Source organism: Microbulbifer sp. GL-2 (genome assembly GCF_007183175.1).
Taxonomy (GTDB): domain Bacteria; phylum Pseudomonadota; class Gammaproteobacteria; order Pseudomonadales; family Cellvibrionaceae; genus Microbulbifer.
The window spans coordinates 4,132,456-4,155,513 of sequence record NZ_AP019807.1 but is presented as its reverse complement, the minus strand read 5'-3'; the positions used below and the strand labels follow the sequence as shown (position 1 = coordinate 4,155,513).

The following is a 23,058-nucleotide window of genomic DNA, read 5'->3' as shown; positions in this document are numbered from 1 at the left end:
TGGAGGCGATGAAACTAGCATGGCGGTGTAGGGATAGAAAATAGAAGTAGACGCTGCTTGTCATAGACAATATCTATGGCAAGCAGGAGTTTGTCATTGTAGACTCGATGCCTGTGTACTTTCTTGGTTTAAGTGGTTAAATAAGTTGCGCCCTATGTTCCCACACGCTGATGAACTTAATTACTTTATTGAAGTTGCAAAAACCAAAAATATATCCAGGGCAGCAGAAAGGTTGGGAATTCGACAGCCGAGCTTAAGTGCAGCCATCAAAAGACTGGAAAGGCAGTTGGGTACAGAAGTAATAATAAGAGAAAAAACCGGTGTGCAGCTATCACGTGCCGGATTAAGATTATTAAAGAGTGCTCAACAGCTGTTGGATGATTGGGATGAGGTTAAGTATTCTGCGCTGCGCGAAAACAAAGAGGTTGTTGGGCATTTCACCATTGGCTGCCATAGTTCTATTTCTCTACATATGTTGCCTAATAGTCTGCCTTCATTTATTGCACAAAACCCGGGTATTGAATTGAGTTTTCAGCATGCACTATCTCGCGAGATTGTCGAAGCAGTGATCAGTTGGAAAATTGATATCGGTATTGTGGTAAATCCTGTATCTCATCCAGACTTAGTGATCAAGCACTTATGTCACGATGTGGTGAGCTTTTGGCATAATCCAAAAAAAATTCAGTCAAAAGATGTACTGATATATGATCCCGGGTTAATGCAGACTGACTGGCTACTGAAAGCTGTCGGTCATAGCAATAAATATAAACAATACATCACTTCCTCCAGTCATGAACTGATCACAAATATGACATTAGAGGGGCTGGAGTGGGTATTATCCCTGGGCGTGTTGCTCAAGTGCTTGGAAAAAGCAAACTGAAATGGTTGTGTGAAGACCAGCCAGGCTTTAAAGATGATATCTGCCTGGTTTATCGGAGAGAGATAACTCATAGCCTGGGTGCTGAAAAGCTGATTGAAGAATTTAAGACTGCTAATTTTAGAAATTTTGAATATTGAGCCTCTGTGTAACTAAGATATTTAATCGTATTTATATTGCAAATATTTTAAACAACACGGTTATGGGACAGGCTCTTTGATCTGTATGAGTGCCTTTCATCCTGTCCACGAGGAACATCAGTGGGTTACGCTGGACCATATTCATTGTTTGATCACGAGCGGCTCCGAAAATGGGTTGCTGCGAAAACCATATGCTCGCCCTTGTGCGGTGGCAAACTCGTCGGCCCAGCCGATTATTAACCTGACACTATTTGCGGCATCTTCCAGAATAGCCGACTGTTCAGAGCTTAGCTTTAGCCAGGCACTTTGATCCTTGTTTGGTGTTACGTAGGCTGATAGAACTTTGTCAAATTCTGCACCGGTAATAATGTGTGAGGCAACCCTTACTCTTAATGCTTCGGACATTGCCTTGCGGAAATGAACAGCTCTGGTTGGGTGTAGCTTTCCCATCTCTTCCAGTTTAGAAAGCTGGGCAAGGGAGCTGACTTCATCAATATCATAGAACCAGGCAAGCCCCTTCAATATAAATTGTGGTGCTCGGTAAAACTCCCGCTTTACACGCTTAATATCAGAATAAGGGGCTGGTGGCTGAAAGCTCTTATCGTTTATGGCAACCTGCATAGCTTGCAGGCCTTGTTTCCTCTTCCTTGACAGAAGTGTATTGGAACCAAATTCAATAGCTTGCTTGCCTAAAATAAATTTAACTTCGTCTACCAATTCCCTGTGCAGCTTGGGGTTTCCAAAAGCGTGAGCACACTCCTGAAGCCCGCTAACAATATGTTTCCGAAGGTTGCGCTTTGGATCACTTGGGTATCGGTAGTAATCTTCCAGGATGCCCGTTAGAGCAAGTGTAGTATTGGTTAGATCAAAAATGACCCCATCTTTCTTGATTAAGCCATCTCTATTGTTCCTATCCATCCACTTCTTTGTAACCATTCCCAGTGGATTTAACCCTCCAGTACAAAAAACAAACCCTTTTCCGGGGCGAAGTGTTTTCACACGGCTATCATTGATATCATCCAATCGTTTTTTGACGGCTAAATTGATCTTTCTCCACTGCTCCCTTTGTTTTTGGGATATCTTGGGCACGACGATAAAAGCATCCAGATCTGATTGTGGGCAAGCCTCGTTTCTTGCACCAGATCCAGTTATACAAAAGGAGAAATCGGAAGGGCAGCCATGAGCTGTAAATTGGTCTTTATATAGCCTCTCGATGAACGCAACTAATTTCTTTGTCCACGATGACATCATTTGCCAGGCAGTTTTATTATTATCCAACATTTCCTTTATTTCAGACCTTTGGCCATCTAAAAAATCTGCAAGGCAATGGGTGCATGTGTTTGTTAAAGTACTATTCAAGACCGGACCAGAGCATAGTTGCTCATTATATTTACATGGCATGGGTTACCCTAGACAGCTGAAAAATTGATATGAGTAAAGATGATAAGAGTTAGTCGGTCAAGGTCTCATATTCTTACATGAATATGACCCTTGAAGTGGGAACGGGCTCTCATCCAGATAGAAAATGCTTAAGAAGGAGTTATTGAATTTGGTTGTTTAGTAGCGCTGATACATTGGGCTATTGGCTGTTTTCGTTCTGGCTATTTTTAAAAATTGTAGTGGGAACTCCTTTTATTCCAGAATAGAAAATGATTAGGATGGCCGGTTCATTCCCTTCATTGTGCCCATAATGCCACTTATCGGTAACCTCGATAAATGCCTTCCCCTCATCCAGAGTTAAGGTTTTCTCCTGATCTAATAGGGTAACTTTTAACGACCCCTTGGCGACATAGACCCCGTTTAGCACCGGGTGCTTGTGCACTGGAAGGCGTGCTCCAGGTGCAATGGTTACTTTTACGATACTAAGCTCAGGTTGTCCTTTTTGGGAAGCAGGTAGAGTATCGCCAGCCCAGTCCTTGGTAGATGCAACCAAGGTTTCAAATTCCACCCCTTTGATATCTTCTTGTGGTTGTGCGCCTAGGGGTAGGGACAAAAAGATTAATAGGCTAGCTGAAGGTTTCAATAGATTCATAATGTATATCACCAATGATGGAGCACTAACTCGTTTAGCCAGAGTAGTTTTCTACTACTTTCATACGCGTTCCAAATAGGCCGCAGTCGCCATACCGCCCGCCGTGCAGACACCGATTATTGCTTTCTCTTTATCCCGTCTTCCCAATTCCATTAAAGTGGAGCCAAGATAGCGGATTCCAGACATTCCATAGGGATGCCCGAGAGCAATGGCACCACCATTGACATTGGTAATATCCCAGGGTGTGTCTAGTTCAGCCTGGTTGAAGAGAGTGGTAACTGCGAATGCTTCGTGTAACTCCCATAAATCAATTTTGTCCATATTGAGGTTGTGATGCTTCATCAGCTTTTTGACTGCAGGTGCAACGGCAATACTCATCTCTTTCGGGGCCACTGCAGCTAGTTGCATTCCTCGGAACAGACCAAGGATTGGCAGGTTTTTACGTACAGCCAGCTCGGCATCCACCATTACCACAGCGGCAGCCCCATCAGAGAGCTGGGAAGCATTGCCAGCAGTAATTGTGCCGCCAGAATTTACCGGCTCCAGGGCCGTTAGCCCTTCCATGGTGGTATCAGGGCGGGGGCCTTCATCTTCACTTAGGGTTACGTGTTTATTACTTACCTCGCCGGTTTCCCGGTTTTTAACCGACATTACAGTTTTAAAAGGGGTAATTTCTTCGGCAAATTTTCCTGCTTTCAGCGCTGCAGCGACTCGCTTTTGGGAGTCCACTACATACCGGTCCTGAGCTTCGCGGGTAATGGCGAACTTATCGGCGACATAGTCCGCTGTTTGGATCATAGTCCACCATACAGCCGGGAATTTTTCCTGAAGTGGACCGTAGACAAAGTGATCAAGGTTCAAATTGAACTGGACCAGGCTGATACTCTCGACGCCACCGGCAACTCCTATTTGCATCTCACCCGTAGCAATGCGATTTGCCACAATTGAAGCGGCATTGAGGCCGGAGCCACAATAGCGATTAATGGTGATACCGGGCACCTTGGTTCCACACCCGGCGAAGAGTGCGGCATTGCGCGAGATATTGTGCCCTGTAGCCCCTTCAGGTAAGCCGCACCCCAGCACAACATCTTCAATCTCGTGTGGTTCCAGCTTGGCTCTGGAAACGGCCTCCCTTATCACATGAGCTGCCATAGGAATACCGTGAGTCTGGTTCAATGCGCCACGCCGGGCTTTGGCGATGGCAGTTCGACAGTAGGCAACAACGGCGACATCTTTCATGAGAAGCACCAGGGTAGTTGGATGAGCTGTAATTAAAGTAGATTAGATAATGAAAAGAGGGCAGTTTTGTCATTTCTACCTACCGGTACCTCAGGGATCATTGCTATATCTTCTGTCAAAGTGGTATTACGTGACTATGGTTTATCGGGTGGGCTTACACTTTTATCACGTCTTAATCGATTTGATGGGTTTTTGATCGTGTTGCTTATAAGTTGCCTTTCAAATTTCACCATGTGCATTAGCAGGGGCTACACCTGTGGTTGGTATGTTGTGTGAAACAAGAGTCAACTCCCTACGTTAATTTTTGAAAAAAGGCAGTAGCTAAATTTTCCATCAATTAGTGTATATGCAACTTAATAGGCTATGAGTGCTTCCCAAAGAAGGGGATTACAGAGTGAAAGTCGGTCCAAATCTACTCAAGTCCATCCAATTATCCGGTACTAGCCATGGGCAGTATATTAAAGCCTAGTTGAGACATTAAATATTCAATAGGGAGTTCAGGAATAAAATTTTTACTTTTATCTGTTTGCTGGTTATTAGTTTAAATGCGGCCTCAGAGCCGATATGGTATCGTGGCGAAATTAATAGGGTATGGACGTATGGCCAAGGTGATTTCATCGTCACTTTTGGCAGAAACACTGGACCTAGTGATTGCAGGCATAATTGCGCTTATTTTATTTCGGCGGACTTTCACCCTGAAATGCTTAAAAGTTCTCTATCGGTGGCGCTGTCTGCATATCATACAGGTCGGACTGTTGGTGATGATCTCCTGTACGTATTCCCCAACTGAAAGATAGTCACATTAGTCAGACTGTATCCATCTCTTTTGTTTCACTTCTAGTTGCCCTTTGTTCGATTTCCTTTAAACTCCCGCATGATTTTCTATTCGACTTGAAGTGGGTAGAGCTAATTTATTGTTGCTACTTGGTAGGTAAACGGATGCGCTTCGGGGTTGCTTTATATTTCTTCCTAACATTTCTTGTGAGTATATCTGGCTATGCATCGGATGCAGCCGCCAATATCTCAGGCCCTACGACCAACGCAACTGGTAGATACACATTAACTCACGCAACTAAAGCCGAGTACTTGAAAACTGGAATATTTTTTTCTGGTGGAGGGGCTAGTTACCGGTCTATTTCAGTTGGAAACGGCTCGAAGGATGTCTATATCAGAGATAGTGGGGTATATACTTACAGAGCCCAAGCTGACGGATCCTATCTTTTTTATGACCCAATGAACCGTTGCGGTGAAGAATATGGTGAACCACTTGAATATGGCAGCCATACTTTATATGTCATCGATGTAGGCTTTACGCCCTTCATATTTTCAGTTGATGACCCTCTCCTTAGTGCCGTTGATTCAACACTTGAATTTAGGCGTTTCTGTATTGATAGGCTACTTGATACAGATATTAACTCTCGGGAGAAGATTGCTGTGGAAAGTTAGGGGCTTTCTATCATGTGAGGCAATCAATATAATATAAATAACATTTTTAGGGTATGGCATGTCCTTTTCTTTTCTGGAGTTTCGTAGTCTTACTGCTCCTTTTTCTATTGCGCGCTTTTTTATCTATGTGGCTGTGCTTTTTTGGTCCTCCCAGGCTCATGCACTGCTAAATCTAAGGGGGCCTTCAGAAAACTATACTGGCAGCTTTACTCTCACATGGAGTAGCGGATACACCAACTATGTTTTGCAAGAATATAAAAATGGTGTGTTACAGCGCGATTGGGAACTGAATAACAAAACCAGTCTTAGTATTACGGGAAGAAGTACCGGTGAATGGGAATATCAGATTCGCGGTTATGGCGGTGGTGGTGGCGGTGGCACAATTCCATTGGTTGCCGCAAAGTCGACCGTTCTACCTGTAACATCAGCAGCCAGTTCCTCAAATAACTTTTCGTGGCTAAAAGTCAAGGTTTACCGGCCCCCGGCAGTCCCTAGTAAACCCTCTTCATCTACTCAAATTACGACCTCGAGTACCAATGTTTCCTGGGGCGCGGTGAGTGGGGCCACTTTTTATAAGCTACAGAAACGGAAGAATAGTGGTGGCTGGGTCAACCAAAATACCAATGTCGCTGGTACCTCAGCCTATGCCACAGGCCTTTCTGATGGTAATTGGAACTTCCAAGTAGCAGCCTGTACACACGTCAATGCCTGTTCCTCTTATAGCAGTATAAGTAGTACTGCAATTGTCCGCCTCAAACCGCCATCCCCTGCGACTCCCACGCTTTCTGCGAGCACAAGCACGAGTGGCAGTGTTGGTCTCTCTTGGAATTCAGTTTCTAAGGCAACTTATTACGATCTTCAGAAACGTGTCAATGGCAGCCTTTCTTTGGTGCAGTCCGGCATTAGTGGTACGTCAAAGACCGTGACGGGCCTGCCCGATAGTACAGCGGATTTCCGTTTGCGCGCCTGTAACCAGTACAGTTGGTCTTGCTCTGCTTATAGTGTCTACAGCAGTGATGTAGTGGTGAGGGCTAAACCGCCCACCCCATCTGCGCCAATACCTGGCGCAACGACCAGCACAGGTAGTCTGAATCTATCTTGGAATGCCGTGGGAAGTGCTACTTATTATGATGTTTACAAAAAAAGCAGTGGTGGTGGCGAGGCTATTGCTATTTCGGGTGCGACTGGAAACTCTGGGACTATACCGGGATTAACAGACGGGATATGGAATATTCGGATTAGGGCATGTAATGGGTATAGTTGGGCTTGCTCAAATTACTCGGGGTACAGCACTGATATCACTGTACGGCAAAAGCCTACAGGTCTATCGGCCCCCACTGTCCCAAATCATAGTAGCACAGGGTATTTTACCGTACGGTGGGTGGAAGCTACTGGTACGGTGACGCACTACAACATCCAGGAGTCTGTAGATGGTAGTGGCTGGCAAACCATCGATACTGTTACAGGTATACCTTATACGATTCAATCGTATAAGGAAGGAAATTATCTTTTTCGTATTGTAGCTTGTAATGAATTTTCATGGGCTTGCACGACTAGTCCCAGCTCAAGTACTACTGTGGCCTACCCAAGTGCCGATACAGCGCCTACGCTTACGAATTATAGTGATGGCAGCAATTACACTGTGTCTTGGCCTTCAGGGAATGGGGCCATACGCAGGCTCCGCAGTTACCCCAGTGGGGGAACTCAGTTTTTCTATAACAATGAGCTGTCCACGACCATCAAGCCCACTGAAGATGGGATCTTCCAGTATGCGATTGCCTACTGCAATAGAGTTCCAGAACCGGGTGGTGATGATGCTACAAAAATCGTGTGCGGTAATGAGAGTGCACTCAGTGCTCCCATAGAAATCTTGTCCAAACCAGCCACCCAAGGGGGGCTATCCGTTTCAGCGAATACAGATACTGGGGATGTTTCCGTAAGCTGGGAGCAGGCGAAGCCCAATGCTGATTACTATAACGTTAAGGAAGTTACTTCAGGGGCTCTCCAAAAAATCAACGAACCGGTCCGCAAGGCGATATTTTCCAACCGTAATAACGGGAATTACAGTTACATTTATAGTGCCTGTAATAAATATGATTCCTGTAGTGATTGGAGCGATAGTCAGAGTATAGATCTATTGCGAAAACCCAATAGTGTTAACAGCTTGGCTGTTACTGGGGATCTGGAAAATGGCGAATATACGATTACCTGGAACAGTCCTACGGGGCCGGTAGACTATTATGAGTACCGGGAAAAGCTTAACGGCGTTTGGCTTGATTACCAGAATATAGACTTGACCCAGCAATTGGGGCCTATCCTAAAACCAGACGGTACTTACGAATACGCAATCCGTGCGTGCAATACCCAAGGCTGCGGTCCTGAGGCCAGTACCGGTAGCCTCCGTATTGTTCACCCTCAACCACAATCCCCCACCGAACTCAAAGTCGAGCACTTAAGCGGCGCATTGTATTTAAGCTGGATAAGATCTGCCGATGGTAACGATGATGCCTATGAATTCCGGCTAAACGGGGAAGGGTGGCAGGCGACAGACACTCTCACTGGCACCACTCAGCGTATAGGTGGCTATGGTTTATACCAGTTTGATGTACGCGCTTGTAACTTAATTCCAGAGGGCAGGAAATGTTCGGATCCCGTGGCCGTCAGCTACGACTATGTGGACCCTGATCCGAGCTCTCCTGGATGGGCCAAACGCGCTTCTCCTGAGCTTTACATTCCGGGCAGCGCAACAATCCAGCCCTCACTGGCAACTCATCACAACGTTCAGGTTCTTGCAGGTGAGGGTAGTGTCAGCGGTGGTGCCGCGAGTTATCAAGTTCCGCTAACTCTGCCTCTAGGGCGTAACAATGTAATGCCCTCGGTATCCTTCGCATATTCCAGCCGGTCTGGCAGTAGCACAATGGGGATGGGTTGGAGTTTGGCCGCGGGGTCTGCAATCAGTCGCTGCCCTCAAACCCTAATTCATGATGGCCGTAAAATTGGTGTTCAATACAATGCTACCAATGATCGCCTGTGCATCGATGGCCAGCGATTGCTCCTGGTAGCGGGCACTTATGGCCAGTCCGGCGCCGAGTATCGAACAGAGCTGGACACCTTCGCTCGTATTACTCAAAGCGGGGCCATTAATAGCTCTGGCACCTCTTTTAAAGTGGAAATGAAGGACGGCCGTGTACGCCACTACGGTGTTAACACTAACAGCCGGCATATTGCCAGTGGTCGCAGCCAGGTGCTTACCTGGGCTCTATCCCGTGAGGATGGTTTAGCGAATGGTAATAATTCCATTCACTATGAGTACCAAAGCTTTGGTTCTGGGGAGTATGAACTAGCGGATATTTATTACACAGGGAACAGCAGTACGGTTGGTAATCGCCACATTGAGTTTATTTATAGTGGCAGGCCTGATCGGTCATCGCAGTACCTGGCTGGAGGACTCACCCGGCAAACTCAGCGTCTTGATAGCGTACAGATTAGCCTGGAAGGCTTACCAGTACGTGAATATCAGCTCGGCTACGGCACAAGTGCCGCCTCCAGCCGCAGTTTATTAAACAGTATTACTGAGTGTGGTTACGATGCCTTGGGGTTATCCCAATGTGGAGAGCCCACCACTTTCACCTGGCAGGATAGTAGTAACGCCTACCTATTGGAGAAATTTGGTTATAGGACTGGTGCTGGGAACTGGCAAGAGAATGGGGCAGAGCCAACAGGCATACTCCAGGATGTCCGCCGCATTGATCAGGCGTTGCCGCGCGGAGATTTTAATGGCGATGGTGTACGTGATTGGTCCGGATACCATATCTCTGCGGAAGGTGAGCTTACCGGGACCTTTATTGCTGGCGAGGAAAATTGTTTCCGTAATAGTTATGCCGGCCGCTATGAATGTGCGGAGATAGATATCGACCAAGACGGTAAAACCGACGGTTGGCGCCGGCAAAGTGATCAGTTACAAATTGCCACTAAGCGTGATAGCGCCGGGAATTTTATCTGGAATAGTACATCGATTGCGTTGACAAACTACGATCGAATCCTTAACAGTGATGATTATAACGGTGATGGATGGCCGGATCTCTTTATTTTACGAGATGTAGGCCCTGCAGCGCCCACGAATAAACTCCTATACCTCTATTTGCATACTGGCAATCCTGACAATGCCTTTATCAACAATGGTAGAGAAATTGTTGATTATGAATATCACATTGTACAAAGGCTTGCTAAGTACGACGTGCAGTTTATGGGGGATGTTGATGGTAATGGCCTTCCGGACCTGCTGGTCTCGGAAGTCCGGATCAATATTACCGGTGCTGATGTTGTCAGCGCACCCCAGCCGCGTCCAAGTTATTTTCTCTATGCAGAAAGTGACGGAACCTCTGTCAATTTTGTTCCGGTGGATGCTACAGCTGAACTGCCTGCACTGACGGTTGATGATCTCATCATCAATCACTACACCTTTATCGATATGAATGCCGATGGCCTTACGGATTGGCTGAAGTGGAGTGGTGCGGGGGAAAACCTGCAGTATCGTTTAAATAAAGGCAATCGTCAGATGACCGGCTGGGTAGACCTTGGGTTGCCCGATGCCATTCCCTCCAGGTCATATCGCCACAATGTGAGTATAGGCGATCCGGCGATTGCACATGTGCGGGCGCCCAAATATTTAAGCGCGTTCAAGCAGATGGATACCGATAATGATGGACGCGCGGAACTGCTGTTTCCCGGGCAGCGCCTGGTCACCAGTTGCCAAACACGTTTTGATTATCAGGACTTTAAAGAGTTTTGCGGCGATGATCTCTATGGCTGGCGCCGTCCCTACGACCGGGAACCGCCTATTTACAGTAATATCCCCGCTAGCAACTTTGACCGCGGCATTTATCAGTTCGATGGCATTCGTTTTGTTGAACAGTCAAACGGCAGTATTACGGCTGAATACTTTACCTCAGATATTGTCGGCTCCGCTTACCAGTCCGCAGTAGTGGATGCCACGGGCAACGGCTTGATGGACCTGGTCTTTGCCTATGGCTGTGACATAGGAGATAACGACTGTCGTATCGAAACTGCCAGTGGCGTTATGGCAGGCAAGGCGCAAGGAGTTTATATACTGCGCAATCGTGGCTCGGTGAGCGATGAGAGTCGCTACGAACCTACCGATATGCTTATCGCTGTAGAAAATGGCTTCGGTACTCGCGACGAATGGCACTACCGGCCCTTATCCTCCCGCGATGACCGCTACCATTCCAGTGCAAAACCCTTTTACGAGCGTGGCGGATACCTCGATAGCTTATCCTCCTCGGTTCAGGAAGATCACTTCGAGTTCACCTCCAGCATGTATGTGGTGGCGGAGCACCGCCAGTCCAATGGCGTGGGTGGTCTGAATAAAAAGCAATACCGCTACAAGGGAGCGGTATTTAATAATAAAGGCCGCGGCTTCCAGGGCTTCCATAGCATTATTGAGGAAGATCTGGCCGCGGATATTGAAACTCAATCCGACTTCCACCAAATATTCCCGCTGGCGGGCAAACTGCATAAACAACGTCAATGGGAGCTGGCAGATCGCACTGCTGATACCAGCGGCGTCAATGCCTTTAAGGAATCCACTTTTGAATGGCAGTTCTGGCCGAAGGGTGGTCACTCATCACCAACAGTTGTAGATGCCTTGACCGACTCGTGGAACGTCTCCGCCAATGATCCTTACTTTGTCGGCCCTAAAGAACAGAGTTCAATTTATCGCACCCTAAAAAGGTCGGGCAACAGCCGTACGCATTTGTACACCCAGAGCCAAACCACAAGCTTTGATGCCTGGGGCAACGTGCTGCTGGCGGAAAATCGCTATGAGGAGGCCAATAGTTCTCATATTGTGGTGTCCACCACGGATACCCAGTATGCGGCTGCAGATCAGACCAACTGGTGGATCAATAAGCCCTCAAAGCAGACGGTCACCAAAAAATCCATTCAGAGTCGCAAAGGGGTAGCCATTGCCGCAAATACGGATACCCAGCAATCCGTAGTGGTGGATTTCCTGCAGTGGGACAGCAACGCCCGCAAACCCAAGCAGGTAAAAACCACGCCGTCTAATGGCAAGTGGACCCAAGTGGATACGGTTTACAACAATTACGGCCTGCCAACCAAGGTCACCACCTCCGCAGAAGGAGAAGCGCAGACACGGGTTGCGGAGACCACCGCGTTTAGCACCGATGGTTACTTCCCCAAAACGGTTAAAAATGCCCTGGGCCACACGGCAACCACCGAGACCAATGCCAAGTTTGGTAAACCGGATTCCGTCACTGATGCCAATGGTTTGACCACTCGCTACAGTTACGATGCCTTTGGCCGCGCTATTAAGGTCACGGCGCCCTCTGCGCTTGGCCTCAAGGCCGCACCGGATATCTATACAGCCCTGCAGTGGTGTAACTCTGGCTGTAGCCGCGCACCCGCCGCGGTATTTAAAACCATTCAGCAGCAGGCCGGCACGCCGGAGCAGATTACCTACCACGATCAGCTCGGCCGCGTGATCCGCACCGAAGTGCAAGCCTTCGACGGCAGCGACTGGATTGCACGAACGGTAACCTATAACACACTGGGCCAGACCACCTTCGAATCGGTACCGCACTACGCCAGCAGTGGCACCAGTTATGGTACTCGCTATCTGGATTACGACACCTTCGGCCGCGCCCTGCGCAAGACGGTAAACCAGACCAACGGCCAGCAGCTGGATGTAACCTACACCCACGAGCAGGCCAGTGGATTTACCACTGATATCCTGGTGAACGGCCGCCTGATGAGCCGCACCTACAACGGCCTGCAGCAGCTCACTGAAACTGTCGATGCTCTAAGTGGCACCACCCGCTATGCCTACGATGGTGCCGGCAATCCCATTGTCTTACAGGATGCCAACAGCAATCGCATCACCGCCAATTACAATGCCCTCGGCCAAAAGGAATGGGTGGACGACCCCAATATGGGGGCTAAATCGTTTACCTATACCGGCTTTGGCGAAGTGGAAACGGAGATCGACGGCAACCTGGATATCACCAGCTTTACCTACGACCGCCTCGGCCGCATGGAAAGTCGCAGTGTCAACGGCACAGAGGAAGCCAGCTGGAAATTCGACAGCGCCGCCAACGGCAAAGGCCTGCTCGCACGGGAGAGCCGCAGCGATGCCAGCTATGCGCGCAGCTACAGCTACGACGCCCTGAGCCGCCCCTACAAAGTCACCACGGCTATCGATGGCGAAGACTTTGTTACGCAAAGTCATTTCGACAGCAACTACGGCCGTTTAAAAGGCCTCAGCTATCCCTCCGGGCTGACCCTGCAATACGGCTATAACAGCACCGGCTACCAATTCCGTACCAGTAATGCCGCCAGTGGTTATACCTATCGGGAAATCACCCAGATGGATGCCTGGGGCGAATGGGAGTTTGCCAGTATCGCCGCCGGCAACTACACCATCGGCCGCAGCTTCCACGGGGAAACCGGGCAAATGGCCGGCACCACCTTCGACAGCCTGGTGCAAAACCACCAGGGTATTGCCTACAGCTACGACAGCTTCGGCAACTTGTTTGAACAGGTAGTACAACTGCCCTCAGAATCCCCGGCGTTGAATGTAGAGAATCACTACTACGATGTCCTTAATCGCCTGGATTACAGCACCCGCACCGATGGCCCCGGTATCGATTACGACTACGATGCCATCGGCAACCTGCTGAAAAAAGACGACTTCGCCAGCAGTTACAGCTACACCGGCGGCAGCAATGGCGGCCCCAGCGCCGTGAAGAGCGTTAGCCTGATCAATGGTGGCACCAAGACCTATGGCTACGACCAGAACGGCAACCGCACCCATGAAAATGGTGCACAGCAGATCTGGTACAACGCCTTTAACAAGCCCACCCGCATCAACCGCAACGGCGCCAACCTGTACTTCTACTACGGCGCCGACCAGATGCGCTACAAGCAGGTCAACCAAACCAGCGGCAAGACCACCCTGTATATCGACAAGCTGTTCGAAAAGATTACCGGCGGCGGTGAAACCCAGTACCGCCACTTTATCGGCGATATCGCCGTGCTCACCACCACCGAGAAAGGCAGTGATGTCACCCACCAGATCGGCTTCAGCCACCGAGACCGCCTGGGCTCCACTGCTGCCGTGGGTGATGAAGCCGGTAACCTAAGAGAAAGCCACAGCTTCGACCCCTTCGGCAAACCGCGCCAGGGCAATATTCTCGATAAAGACACCGCAATCCTGGAAAGCACCTACAGCACCCGCGGCTTTACCGATCACGAGCATCTGGATGATGTGGCATTGATCCATATGAATGGCCGGGCTTATGATTATAATCTTGGGCGGTTCCTCTCCGTGGACCCGGTGATCCAGAGCCCTGGTAATAGCCAGAGCCTGAACCCCTACAGCTACATCATGAATAATCCGCTGGCGGGGACCGATCCGAGTGGGTATACGCCTGACTGTATACAAAGCGACGATGGGACGACTACTTGTACTGGGACAGTAAAGGTTAATCAAACTGGTAGCCGAATTGTCCAGAGGGTTACAGCGACGACAACCACTTCAGGTGCCACTACCTCGGTTCACTTGTCAGGAGGGAATGGTGGAGCTCAGCAAACGGTAGCTGGAATAATCACCGCTACTTTAAAAAGTACTGGTTTCCGGGCGGTGGATATTGGTAGCCAGGCCAGTCGTGGGAATTTGCAGGGAGATCAGGGTGCTGCCGATTCTGGGCAGAGTGGTGGGGTTGGTAATTCAGGTCTAAATGAAAATGGAGTACACCACCAGCAAGTCTGTCATATGGGGTGCCATGGGATTGAGTATAGTGAGCATCGTCAAGCAACAGATGAAGAGTTAGTTCCACTTCATATTACTGCAGCCGTCATAGATCTTGCTACACCGTTACCTCCTATAGTTACTGCTTTCAGGACCCCAAAAGCTGCTGATGCGATAAATACTCTTAGAGCGGCTAGTGCAACAAAAGGTGCAAGTAAAGCTCTTCGTCCCGTTGGCAGTATTCTAGAAAGCGTTAATGATGTATTAGCAAACCCGAAGCTTCTAGCGGGTAAAACACCGGCACAAGTACATGCCATAATTGGGAAGACACCTGGATGGAAGGTGGAAACCTTGAGAAAAGGCTCAAGAAAAGGTGAGGGTTGGGTTTTCAGAGAGTACAAAAATAACGGTAAGCTCACCGGGCAAGTTATTAGATGGCATCCTGGAAGTGCGCGTAAGGGCGGAGATGCCTATTGGCGCGTTACTGATTTAATCAACGGTAAGTCGGACCCAATATTTTAGTTATGTCAAAATATATAAATAGCTTATTAGAAGTATTAAAAATACTAGCATCTTCAGCGCAAGTGCAGTTGAGATACTTGAATGGTCTAGGTAATCCTTCTGTCGATGAGTTGGCGCTAGATTTTGATGATTTGTTTCTAATGGCACCCTCTAAATTGGAAGTAGGAGAATTAACGTCTCAGCAGTTTAAAAATCTTGAGGACTTAAATTCCATGTTTGATCAGATAAGTGGCGTAGATCGGTATTGGACTGCATCGTCTTTATCTGAGGACAGGGAGTGGGAGGAGATAAGAAAATTAGCGAGCGTTTGTTTAAGGCAGTTTAATTAGTTGCGTGAATTTTAACCTTAAGTGCATACCGCTTATGCGGCCTGTGGGGCTTTATTTTTAACCGGGATATTCAACAGTCACTACCAAACACACCTCCATCCCCAGGCTTTGATAGGCGTATCCACCTAAAAACCGGCCTATTCAAGCCAGTGGCCCCTGATTGTGGTCTATTGTCCCTGATTAAAGTCATCGAATAAGGGGTACTACCGTTCTAGCGACCAATCAGGAGGGGAAATCGCCCCTCCGCTTTAGCCGTTCCTAAGCGAAAAAGTGCCTTGGGGGTTGTGACCTGATAATCTGGGGTTCGCCTTGACGCGAGTGCTCTTTAAGTCCTTGATTGCATTGGGGTTGTAGCGGAAATAGCGGCGGGTTCGCGTCGGAACAACTCTTCTGGGCAGAGTGGTGAAGGATCGGGAGGATGGTTTGGAAAAGCTGTCTCTGGAATCGTTAGCACTTTGGCTGGGCCTGCTATTAACGGGATGCAGCGTGAGTACCAGTCTGTTGATGGCGCTGAGTTCGGAACGATAAATGCAGAAGAAGCGGCACTTTATGCGCAGGCTTTGGAAGCTATTCCCGGCGAAGGGGTTGCAGCCAAATTTATAGCAACGAAGGCTGCCGGATTAGTTTTGATGCGAAATGCCAAATCTATCCCGGCAAGCTTGGTAGAGCAGATTTCCCTTAGTCCAAATATACAACGAATGCTTTTAAGGTCTGCTTTAGGAACTGCGAAAGAAGCAGATATGGTTGCTCACCATATTATTCCTCTGGAAGCGATAAAAGCGTTTCCCGAATTGATGAAAAAGGCTGCTCATGGAGGGTTTAATATGAATGGTGTTGGCAATGGGATTCACTTGAAAAATGTATCAGGTCATTACTATGGACACCCTGTTTATAATAAGGCTGTTTTGCAGGAGTTATCGGTGCTTAACCATAACCTGTCTAATATGAGTGCCCCAAGAGCTGCTTTTGAAGTGCAACAGAGGGCGAACATGTTGAGGGATTCCATTAATGCTGGAACATTCGGGCCTTGGCAGTGAGAGTTTTAATATGAGTCATTTGTCGTGGCAAGAATTTTTGAGAGCCTTAGTTGATCAGTATTTGTCAGGGGCTGATGATCGTGACCTAAGCGCTGTGTTTGGCGGGAAAGAGGTTGATTGGTCTGGGGTTGTGAAAAGCATAGACTTGACGAATGAGTATGCCCCCGGAGTGTCAGTCGAAATGGATGATCCGAAAATAACTTTGGGTGACTCAAAAAAATTGATTGCTAATAATGTTTTTTTAAATGTTGATGGCGCTCATAAGTCTTCCTGGGCTGATACTCAAATTAACGAGCGCATTGCATTCTCGGCGCGTATTCGGCGGGTAAATGGGCCTTTCCCTGGGGTGCGTTTGTCTCAGTTCGAGTCCGAACCAGAAGTTATATTGTTGTTGGGTTTAGAAGAAGCCAAGCGGACTGATTGAGCTTAGAAAGTCGTCACTCTAGAAAAGCTATCAAAGCCCCGTCAGGGTAACCTGTTCGCTAGATGTAGGCGTTGGAGGGGGTGTCCATTATGGTGAGGTTGAGACGGTCGAATTTCTTTCATGGTGAACAATGATTAGAATTGATAAAAGAAACCATGTGAAGCTGCATTATTTTTGTGCATCTCTCGGGGTTTTATCTTTTTTTGCAGTAGCATCTTTTTTGGTCTTTGTCTTTATTTTCAAAGATTTTGCGTTATCTATTGTGGTCAATAAAGAAGCTTTTGTTCGGGATTTTTCATCGCCCACATATTTCATGATCCCATTGATGATTCTAGTTGCTATTTTTTTGCCCTATTATTATTTTCTTGTTTTTTCAAGATCTATTTATCTTGATTTGAGTAAAGGTGTCTTTGTTATTAATGGGAATTCCTTCCCAAGTAGCTCGGTTCGTTTCTTCGATTACTTTGTGTATTTTGGGCTTTGCTTTTCATTTGTTGAAACCACTGTGAACGGTCAAAAATGCAAAATTCCATTTATTGCTAAAGGTGGCATTGTTAAAGCTCTGTTTTGGGTTGCTCACAATTCCCACAAAAGTGGCATTGAGTTATCAAGTAAATATCGTGACTAACCCAGTAGTGGGCGCTAGCTGTTAATAGTTAGCGCTCCAGCGGCCGCATAGCATGTTCGACCTGACGCTGAGCGATAATCGCATCGATCACCCGAATCACCGTGTCCTTGTCTTGATCATCAAAAGTCTCTAGCAGCTTGAAACGCTTAAATAGCACTTCGTTGGCGCGCCTGCGAGGCTAAACAGAAGGAGCCGTTGCCTCAGGAAAAACATCTCGCTAAGGTAAAACCCGCGTCGGGGCAAAAAAATGGTGAAGAGCCAGTGGCGCCGGGGAAAATGGTTGCTAACTCGTTGATTGCGCTAGGGAAAATGGCAAGTTAAGGTACGACTGGTCTCGGGGTGATGTCTTTGCACAAAAGGGTGTGCAGGTAGGTCAAACTGCGCAGGGCTCAGCAGGGGCGGCTCTTACATTGCCTGCCTTTATGACTGATTCAACGGTTATTAGTGAACTTAACCGGGCATGGGTAGAGTCAAACCCTAACGCGCCTGATGTACCAAGGGGAACTCCGGGCTCTCCAAAGAAAGAGCAAGGTGGTTGGGTCGTTCAAAATGTATGGACGGGTAAATATACTGTAATACGCGTTCCCGCAGGCACTAGAGATAGCCTTGCAACGATTAGTGGAACAAGGCCGGGGTGGTCAATTGTTCACAAGACTGTTGGTTGGTTTCATACTCACCCAAATACCGTAGCGGAGGGGTATACCCATACACCGAGCCCTGGTGATATAGGCTTTACAAAAAATTACGCTAAAGTTCCTGGAGTTATTAAAACCCATAATGGGGATCAGTTTACTCCATACCCATAAAGACCGATATGAATATGAAAAAAACAAAGTTTGCGTTTTTTTTGCTTCCGTTATTTGTCGCACCTAATTTTAGTGGTGCTTCATCATGCCCAGAACCGGTAAAGGAAAATATGACCGTAGAGCGAGAGAAAAAAATTTATTCCTTGGTTCAAACTTATGTTTCAGACGTAAAAGGTTGGCCGGATGATAGTTTTTGTGTCGAATTAAATCGACAAGAAGGTGGTGTGATAGTTTTTTGGGTTATACATAAGGATGACAAGGCTAGTCTTATTCCTGGCGGTGGAAAATCTATAGAGGTTTATGTTGACCAAAAGGAAATGAAGATTATTAAGGAGCTGGCTTTCCAGTAACAACTTTGCCCTGAGATGAGCCAATTTTGGACATCCCCGACAAACAAGAAACATTAAGCGCTAACTGTTAATGGTTGGCGCTCCAATGGCCGCATGGCATGTTCGACCTGACGCTGGGCGATAATCGCATCAATCACTCGAATCACCGTGTCCTTGTCTTGATCATCAAAAGTCTCCAGCAGCTTGAAGCGCTTAAATAGCACTTCATTGCGGATGGGGCTTTCCTCCATCGGCTGGCCCATCACCAGATAGTCCAACGATTGGTTTTACTCAAAAACAATTCTGGACCAACATTACTCAAGCAAGAGCTTTTGTTACTGCATTGGGAAAAATGGGTGAAACCACAAGCGGATTGACAGCAGTTTATACACGGGTATCAGATGCAACTTTCTCCCTTGGTGTTAGGGTTAATGAGCCTGGTATAGGTACGTTCCTGTCATATGATGCGATTTCCTTGCAAGCGGTAAATGCTGACGCTAAAAGATATGGAATACATGTAATTGACAATTATTGATGCGATGAAAACTTTTATTGTAACCGCCCAGTTTGAGTGTTTTGTTTCTTCTGTGGGTGAATACAAAAGTACTCATGCAGTAAAAAAGGGCTTGCGCCCCAATTTTCTCTATAAGAATCATTACCATACTGGTGTTATATCTAAGTGCAATTCAGATATAGCTCCCGGTGAATCAGGTATGCTTCAAGCTAAATTTATTTTAGATGAAGAATCCGTTGCTCTTTTGGTGGTTGGGGACAAAATAGGAATTTATGAGGGCCCAGAAAACAAACTTGCAGAGTGTAATATTTTGGAAGTATGTGAAGTGGATCCGCTAAATTAAGAGTTCAGCATCCCCAGCCGCCTGTCGGCGGTCAGGCGCTGGCGCGCCTGCGCGGCTAAACAGAAGGAGCCGTTGCCTCAGGAAAAAAATCTGGCTAAGGTAAACCCCGCGTCGGGGCAAAAAAATGGTGAAGAGCCAGTGGCGCCGGGAAAAATGGTTGTTAACTCGCTGATTGCGCTAGGGAAAATGGAAAGTTAAGGTACGACTGGCCTCGGGGTGATGTCTTTGCAAAAAAGGCGCAAGGACAGAGCGGCGGTGGCTTTTGGTCAGGCGTTAAGAATGTGGCAGGAAAAATCTGGAATCTCCCAAATACAATGATAGGGCTAGGAGTGTCTACTCTTGCATTGGGAGCTGACTTGATTCAATCGGCTGTATTGACAGCTTTTACTTTTGAAAATCATTTTCAGAACATAGGGTTTAGTTTTGGGAATAATGCTCTTCAAATTAGAACTGGGTTAACTCTACCGGGTAATACAGGTGGTGGGCTGACCATTGGTAATGTAATTCTCTACAATAACTCAAGGCCGGGTCAAAATATTCGAAGTCCTTATGCTGGCAATAGGCAGGTTAATTTGGGGCGCCATGAGGGATTTCATACCCGCCAAGGAGAGAGGCTAGGGATTTTTTATCTGCCAGCTATGATATGGCACGGTGTAGCTGCGCCGAATAATCCGCTTGAAATTCAAGCCGATGATAATTCGTTAGTGAGATGATTATTATGAATTTTCAGAAGTTAATTTTTCTATTCCTATTTTTATTCATGGCTGGCTGCTGGGATGAATCGAAAAGCCCCCTGATTAAAAATCAGTCTGGCCAAGAAATAACTTTGCGGTTAATTTTTAGTGATCACGAGGAGGCGTTTAAAATCAACAACAATGATTCCTTACTACTTCCTAATCTAACTGAGAATGAAGCCATACTGTTTTTGCAAGTAGTTAGCGAAAATAATGATTCAGTGGCTTTAGCAAGGCAAGAAATGATTGATTTTATGGAGAAGAAATATAAAGTTTTTATTGTTAATGAAAAGCTTTCTGTTTATCCAGAAAATAAATCACCCGATGGCTCAGGAAAAAATTTAGAGTAATATGCGACTACGACGTCGGTCTGGATCTATTGTGTGCAAGCGTTTGCACAAAAGGGCGGCTTCACAGATGGCTTTAAGCAGTACTTTTCTGATCAGGCGAAATTCTTGTCTCACCTTGATGATTTGTCTGGTGCAAACGGGCCAGAAGCGCAAGCGCGCGAAGAGGTTTCACACGGAATACTTATGGCGGGGGTTAGGGCAGTCTCTCTAGACTTGCAGGTTACATATAACGGGAAAGTTGTTAGTGCTCGCGATATGGCATTAAAGCAAGTTGGTCAAATGATCCAGAATAATCCAAGTTATTTCGCTGGACGATTTACAGCAAGTCTTGGCACTTCTGGTACTTTGAGTTTACCTTTTTATACATCAGGCCCTGGTGGGCTTATATCAACATTTGTGCTTGGTATGTCTCTACAAACTACAGCTACTTTAGGTGGTGGGATAAGGGCAATTGAGAGTGGAGTGAACAATCCAATTGACGTAATTTCCCAAGGCTTTTATGGGGCTAATTAGAATTAAGGCTATGAATCTGAAATGTAAGAATTGCGGTAAGTCTGGAATTCCGCTTCTGGGAAAGTTGTTTATGAGGAGGGGGCATAATGCCCGGTGCACCGAGTGTGCCTCAGAATTTAATTATCCCAGTTGGTATGGAATTCTTGTTACTTTTATTGCAGCAGGTTTAGGGACTTTGTTTTTTTTCCTGTTTTTTTTGATGAGCCTTGGTTATGCAGTAATTTTATCTCTGCTAGCAGCAATCGTGTTTGCTGGAGGAGCGATGTTACTAGCTCCTATAAAACCCATTGAGTCTCACAATCGCAGTCGATAGTCTTCTTTCTTGAGAATTAAAATTTTCAAAGCCTCGGCAGAGTAATCTGCCGGGGCTTTGTCGCTATGGACTATCAAACCTGTTTCTTCAGTTTGGCATTCTCGATAAACGTGTCGATCACCTGAATTACCTGCCACTTGGTGGCGGCGTCTGGTCATAAGACTTCATAATTGAAGGGAGATCTATTTTCTATCTTTAACAGGGCTATTTAACAGTCAGCACCAAACACCCCGCCATCACCCTGACCTTGACCGGCGTAGGGGGACTGCGCCTTGAGGCGGTATTCATAGTAGGTCTCGCTCACCTTGATGTGGCGCTCTTCGCAGGGTTTGCTTTTACGCAGGCGTACGCCTGTTTTACCATTGCCGGTAGCCATGACTCACTCCAATCCAGTGGGTTGTGGTTAGCTGGCTGGTTGGGTTGCCCCCCAACCAGTCAGCGCCTTGTAAACGCCTCAGCCTTTAGCGGCTTGTCTCCCCGAGTCCCAGCGCCGGGACTGGTATTTAATAATCAGGCTTTCCAGCACTTCGCGTACCACCATCTGCTCATCAGCGGGCATCTGACTCACGGCTTCGAGCTGTAATGCCAGGTCTTCACTGAGCACACGCTCATGTTCATCAAATAGCAAGAAGTCGGTACTGACATGGAGGGCTAGGGCCATCTTCTTCAAGGCGTCCAATGAGGGCTGGGCTTGTCCAGCCTCGTACTTCTTAAGGCTATCGACATGAACGCCAACATGTATTTGGGCATGGGCAGGCTCGTCTCATTGACTCGCCCGCTAGTGTAAGCCCGGTTCTCGTACATGCCGGTTGTCCTGTGTTCGTCAATGTTCCATGATCGTACATTTTGGTGCCCCGAGGATCAATCACAAAGCCACTGAGATCTTTGCCCTCATACAAGGCTTTGATGGCGGCATCCATATCGAAAGAGGGTTTAGTCATGAGTCATTTACTTTTTGCTAATAGTAAAGAAATGACGCAGAACTCTGAGCACTACCAGTTGGATACGCTTGTTGTACGGCCTCTTGAATACCCCAATCCACTAACTCCAAATAATAATCAACCTGAAAGGAGAGATCTTATCTATAGTTCAGTTATGAAGGTTGCAAGGGGGGGGCGATGAATAAGTCGAAAGATCTTGAGATGCTCACATAGTATAAGTAAATTATTCAGTGGGCCAGACTATAGAAAATGAAAAGGTTCGTGCTTCCTCTCCATTGATCATAACCACAAAGAAATAGTCTCCAGGATTAAAGTCGGTCGATTCTTCAATCAAAAAGGCTTCATACAACTCGTTAATCGGAGGAGCAATTTTCCAGTGCCCGCCGTTAGTTACTTCTTTAAATTGACCGTCAAACTCATCCTTCCGTAGTATTTCGTAGCCTAAGGCATATTCATTTCTCGATATGTTCTCTACGCGAATTCCAAATTTTTCTCCTGGAATCCATGCTATTTCACTTGAGTAATCATCTATTTTATAAAATTCACCATCTTCTATAATAGTGCCAAAATTGTATAAAAATTTATCCTCAGGTTGTGTCTTTATATTTGAGGTGCAGCCGCTGAGCAAAATCACTAGAAAAAATAACGAAGACCTAATTTCCTTAATCATTATCTAATTTTTTTGTGGTTTATATGGCGCAAAGTATAATGAATTGTTAGGTGTTTTTGAATGTTATCTGAAAAGGTTGGTGCGAA

19 protein-coding genes are annotated in these 23,058 nt (G+C 46.9%); 12 read left to right on the top strand and 7 right to left on the bottom strand.

Going from position 1 to position 23,058, the window contains the following annotated elements:
• Positions 1–154: 154 nt before the first annotated feature.
• Positions 155–880: a LysR family transcriptional regulator gene (locus GL2_RS18005; RefSeq protein ID WP_143732089.1), complete on the top strand. Its 726-nt coding sequence runs from the start codon at positions 155–157 to the stop codon at positions 878–880.
• 278 nt (positions 881–1,158) lie between these two features.
• Here GL2_RS18005 and GL2_RS17995 read toward each other — a convergent pair whose 3' ends face one another.
• The 3 genes from GL2_RS17995 to GL2_RS17985 form a co-directional block, all read right to left on the bottom strand.
• Entirely contained in the window at positions 1,159–2,298 is a 1,140-nt protein-coding gene (locus GL2_RS17995) for a DUF294 nucleotidyltransferase-like domain-containing protein (protein ID WP_172621196.1), read from the bottom strand.
• Between the two features lie 298 nt (positions 2,299–2,596).
• The gene (locus GL2_RS17990) at positions 2,597–3,049 is read right to left on the bottom strand and encodes a cupin domain-containing protein (RefSeq protein WP_143732083.1); all 453 of its coding nucleotides are present in this window, start codon (positions 3,047–3,049) and stop codon (positions 2,597–2,599) included.
• 60 nt (positions 3,050–3,109) lie between these two features.
• Positions 3,110–4,288, bottom strand: a complete 1,179-nt coding sequence (locus GL2_RS17985; protein ID WP_143732082.1) for a thiolase family protein — start codon at positions 4,286–4,288, stop codon at positions 3,110–3,112.
• 939 nt (positions 4,289–5,227) lie between these two features.
• Between GL2_RS17985 and GL2_RS17975 the strand changes: the two genes are divergently transcribed.
• The 7 genes from GL2_RS17975 to GL2_RS17940 all read left to right on the top strand — a co-directional run bounded on the left by GL2_RS17975 (position 5,228) and on the right by GL2_RS17940 (position 18,615).
• Complete coding sequence (locus tag GL2_RS17975; RefSeq protein ID WP_143732080.1) at positions 5,228–5,734, top strand: hypothetical protein; 507 nt, start codon at positions 5,228–5,230, stop codon at positions 5,732–5,734.
• Positions 5,735–5,792: 58 nt separating this feature from the next.
• On the top strand, positions 5,793–15,041 hold the full coding sequence (locus tag GL2_RS17970; protein WP_143732078.1) for an RHS repeat-associated core domain-containing protein: 9,249 nt from the start codon (positions 5,793–5,795) through the stop codon (positions 15,039–15,041).
• Between the two features lie 2 nt (positions 15,042–15,043).
• The gene (locus GL2_RS17965) at positions 15,044–15,370 is read left to right on the top strand and encodes a hypothetical protein (protein ID WP_143732076.1); all 327 of its coding nucleotides are present in this window, start codon (positions 15,044–15,046) and stop codon (positions 15,368–15,370) included.
• A gap of 455 nt (positions 15,371–15,825) precedes the next feature.
• The gene (locus GL2_RS17960) at positions 15,826–16,407 is read left to right on the top strand and encodes an AHH domain-containing protein (RefSeq protein ID WP_143732075.1); all 582 of its coding nucleotides are present in this window, start codon (positions 15,826–15,828) and stop codon (positions 16,405–16,407) included.
• Positions 16,379–16,831, top strand: coding sequence for a hypothetical protein (locus GL2_RS17955; RefSeq protein ID WP_143732073.1), 453 nt, complete (start codon positions 16,379–16,381; stop codon positions 16,829–16,831). Before GL2_RS17960 ends, GL2_RS17955 begins: the two co-directional genes overlap by 29 nt.
• Positions 16,832–16,961: 130 nt before the next feature.
• Entirely contained in the window at positions 16,962–17,459 is a 498-nt protein-coding gene (locus GL2_RS17950) for a hypothetical protein (RefSeq protein ID WP_143732071.1), read from the top strand.
• An 814-nt stretch (positions 17,460–18,273) separates the two neighbouring features.
• The gene (locus tag GL2_RS17940) at positions 18,274–18,615 is read left to right on the top strand and encodes a hypothetical protein (protein ID WP_143732069.1); all 342 of its coding nucleotides are present in this window, start codon (positions 18,274–18,276) and stop codon (positions 18,613–18,615) included.
• A gap of 53 nt (positions 18,616–18,668) precedes the next feature.
• Here the strand turns inward: GL2_RS17940 and GL2_RS17935 are convergent, their stop codons facing one another.
• The gene (locus GL2_RS17935; RefSeq protein ID WP_232053676.1) at positions 18,669–18,845 is read right to left on the bottom strand and encodes a hypothetical protein; all 177 of its coding nucleotides are present in this window, start codon (positions 18,843–18,845) and stop codon (positions 18,669–18,671) included.
• Between the two features lie 270 nt (positions 18,846–19,115).
• Here GL2_RS17935 and GL2_RS17930 point away from each other — a divergent pair, with 270 nt between their 5' ends.
• The 4 genes from GL2_RS17930 (at position 19,116) to GL2_RS17915 (ending at position 21,048) form a co-directional block, all read left to right on the top strand.
• Positions 19,116–19,451: a hypothetical protein gene (locus tag GL2_RS17930; protein WP_143732067.1), complete on the top strand. Its 336-nt coding sequence runs from the start codon at positions 19,116–19,118 to the stop codon at positions 19,449–19,451.
• Positions 19,452–19,732: 281 nt separating this feature from the next.
• Positions 19,733–20,164, top strand: a complete 432-nt coding sequence (locus GL2_RS17925) for a hypothetical protein (protein ID WP_143732065.1) — start codon at positions 19,733–19,735, stop codon at positions 20,162–20,164.
• 5 nt (positions 20,165–20,169) lie between these two features.
• Entirely contained in the window at positions 20,170–20,535 is a 366-nt protein-coding gene (locus GL2_RS17920) for a hypothetical protein (protein ID WP_143732063.1), read from the top strand.
• A 33-nt stretch (positions 20,536–20,568) separates the two neighbouring features.
• Complete coding sequence (locus GL2_RS17915) at positions 20,569–21,048, top strand: hypothetical protein (RefSeq protein ID WP_143732061.1); 480 nt, start codon at positions 20,569–20,571, stop codon at positions 21,046–21,048.
• Between the two features lie 521 nt (positions 21,049–21,569).
• Here GL2_RS17915 and GL2_RS21570 read toward each other — a convergent pair.
• The 3 genes from GL2_RS21570 to GL2_RS17905 all read right to left on the bottom strand — a co-directional run bounded on the left by GL2_RS21570 (position 21,570) and on the right by GL2_RS17905 (position 22,972).
• Entirely contained in the window at positions 21,570–21,737 is a 168-nt protein-coding gene (locus GL2_RS21570; protein ID WP_172621195.1) for a hypothetical protein, read from the bottom strand.
• A 78-nt stretch (positions 21,738–21,815) separates the two neighbouring features.
• Positions 21,816–22,103 (bottom strand): helix-turn-helix transcriptional regulator, encoded by a 288-nt coding sequence (locus GL2_RS17910; RefSeq protein ID WP_143732059.1) that lies wholly within the window; start codon positions 22,101–22,103, stop codon positions 21,816–21,818.
• Positions 22,104–22,525: 422 nt separating this feature from the next.
• Positions 22,526–22,972, bottom strand: a complete 447-nt coding sequence (locus GL2_RS17905) for a hypothetical protein (protein WP_143732057.1) — start codon at positions 22,970–22,972, stop codon at positions 22,526–22,528.
• Between the last annotated feature and the right edge of the window lie 86 nt (positions 22,973–23,058).

Coding starts and splice junctions, on each gene's coding strand:
- GL2_RS17940 (WP_143732069.1), top strand. CDS start 18,274: ATGAATATGAAAAAAACAAAGTTTGCGTTTTTTTTGCTTCCGTTATTT.
- GL2_RS17950 (WP_143732071.1), top strand. CDS start 16,962: ATGATTAGAATTGATAAAAGAAACCATGTGAAGCTGCATTATTTTTGT.
- GL2_RS17990 (WP_143732083.1), bottom strand. CDS start 3,049: ATGAATCTATTGAAACCTTCAGCTAGCCTATTAATCTTTTTGTCCCTA.
- GL2_RS17965 (WP_143732076.1), top strand. CDS start 15,044: ATGTCAAAATATATAAATAGCTTATTAGAAGTATTAAAAATACTAGCA.
- GL2_RS17970 (WP_143732078.1), top strand. CDS start 5,793: ATGTCCTTTTCTTTTCTGGAGTTTCGTAGTCTTACTGCTCCTTTTTCT.
- GL2_RS17955 (WP_143732073.1), top strand. CDS start 16,379: ATGCTGGAACATTCGGGCCTTGGCAGTGAGAGTTTTAATATGAGTCAT.
- GL2_RS17975 (WP_143732080.1), top strand. CDS start 5,228: ATGCGCTTCGGGGTTGCTTTATATTTCTTCCTAACATTTCTTGTGAGT.
- GL2_RS17995 (WP_172621196.1), bottom strand. CDS start 2,298: ATGTTGGATAATAATAAAACTGCCTGGCAAATGATGTCATCGTGGACA.
- GL2_RS17920 (WP_143732063.1), top strand. CDS start 20,170: ATGAATTTTCAGAAGTTAATTTTTCTATTCCTATTTTTATTCATGGCT.
- GL2_RS21570 (WP_172621195.1), bottom strand. CDS start 21,737: ATGGCTACCGGCAATGGTAAAACAGGCGTACGCCTGCGTAAAAGCAAA.
- GL2_RS18005 (WP_143732089.1), top strand. CDS start 155: ATGTTCCCACACGCTGATGAACTTAATTACTTTATTGAAGTTGCAAAA.
- GL2_RS17935 (WP_232053676.1), bottom strand. CDS start 18,845: ATGGAGGAAAGCCCCATCCGCAATGAAGTGCTATTTAAGCGCTTCAAG.
- GL2_RS17985 (WP_143732082.1), bottom strand. CDS start 4,288: ATGAAAGATGTCGCCGTTGTTGCCTACTGTCGAACTGCCATCGCCAAA.
- GL2_RS17905 (WP_143732057.1), bottom strand. CDS start 22,972: ATGATTAAGGAAATTAGGTCTTCGTTATTTTTTCTAGTGATTTTGCTC.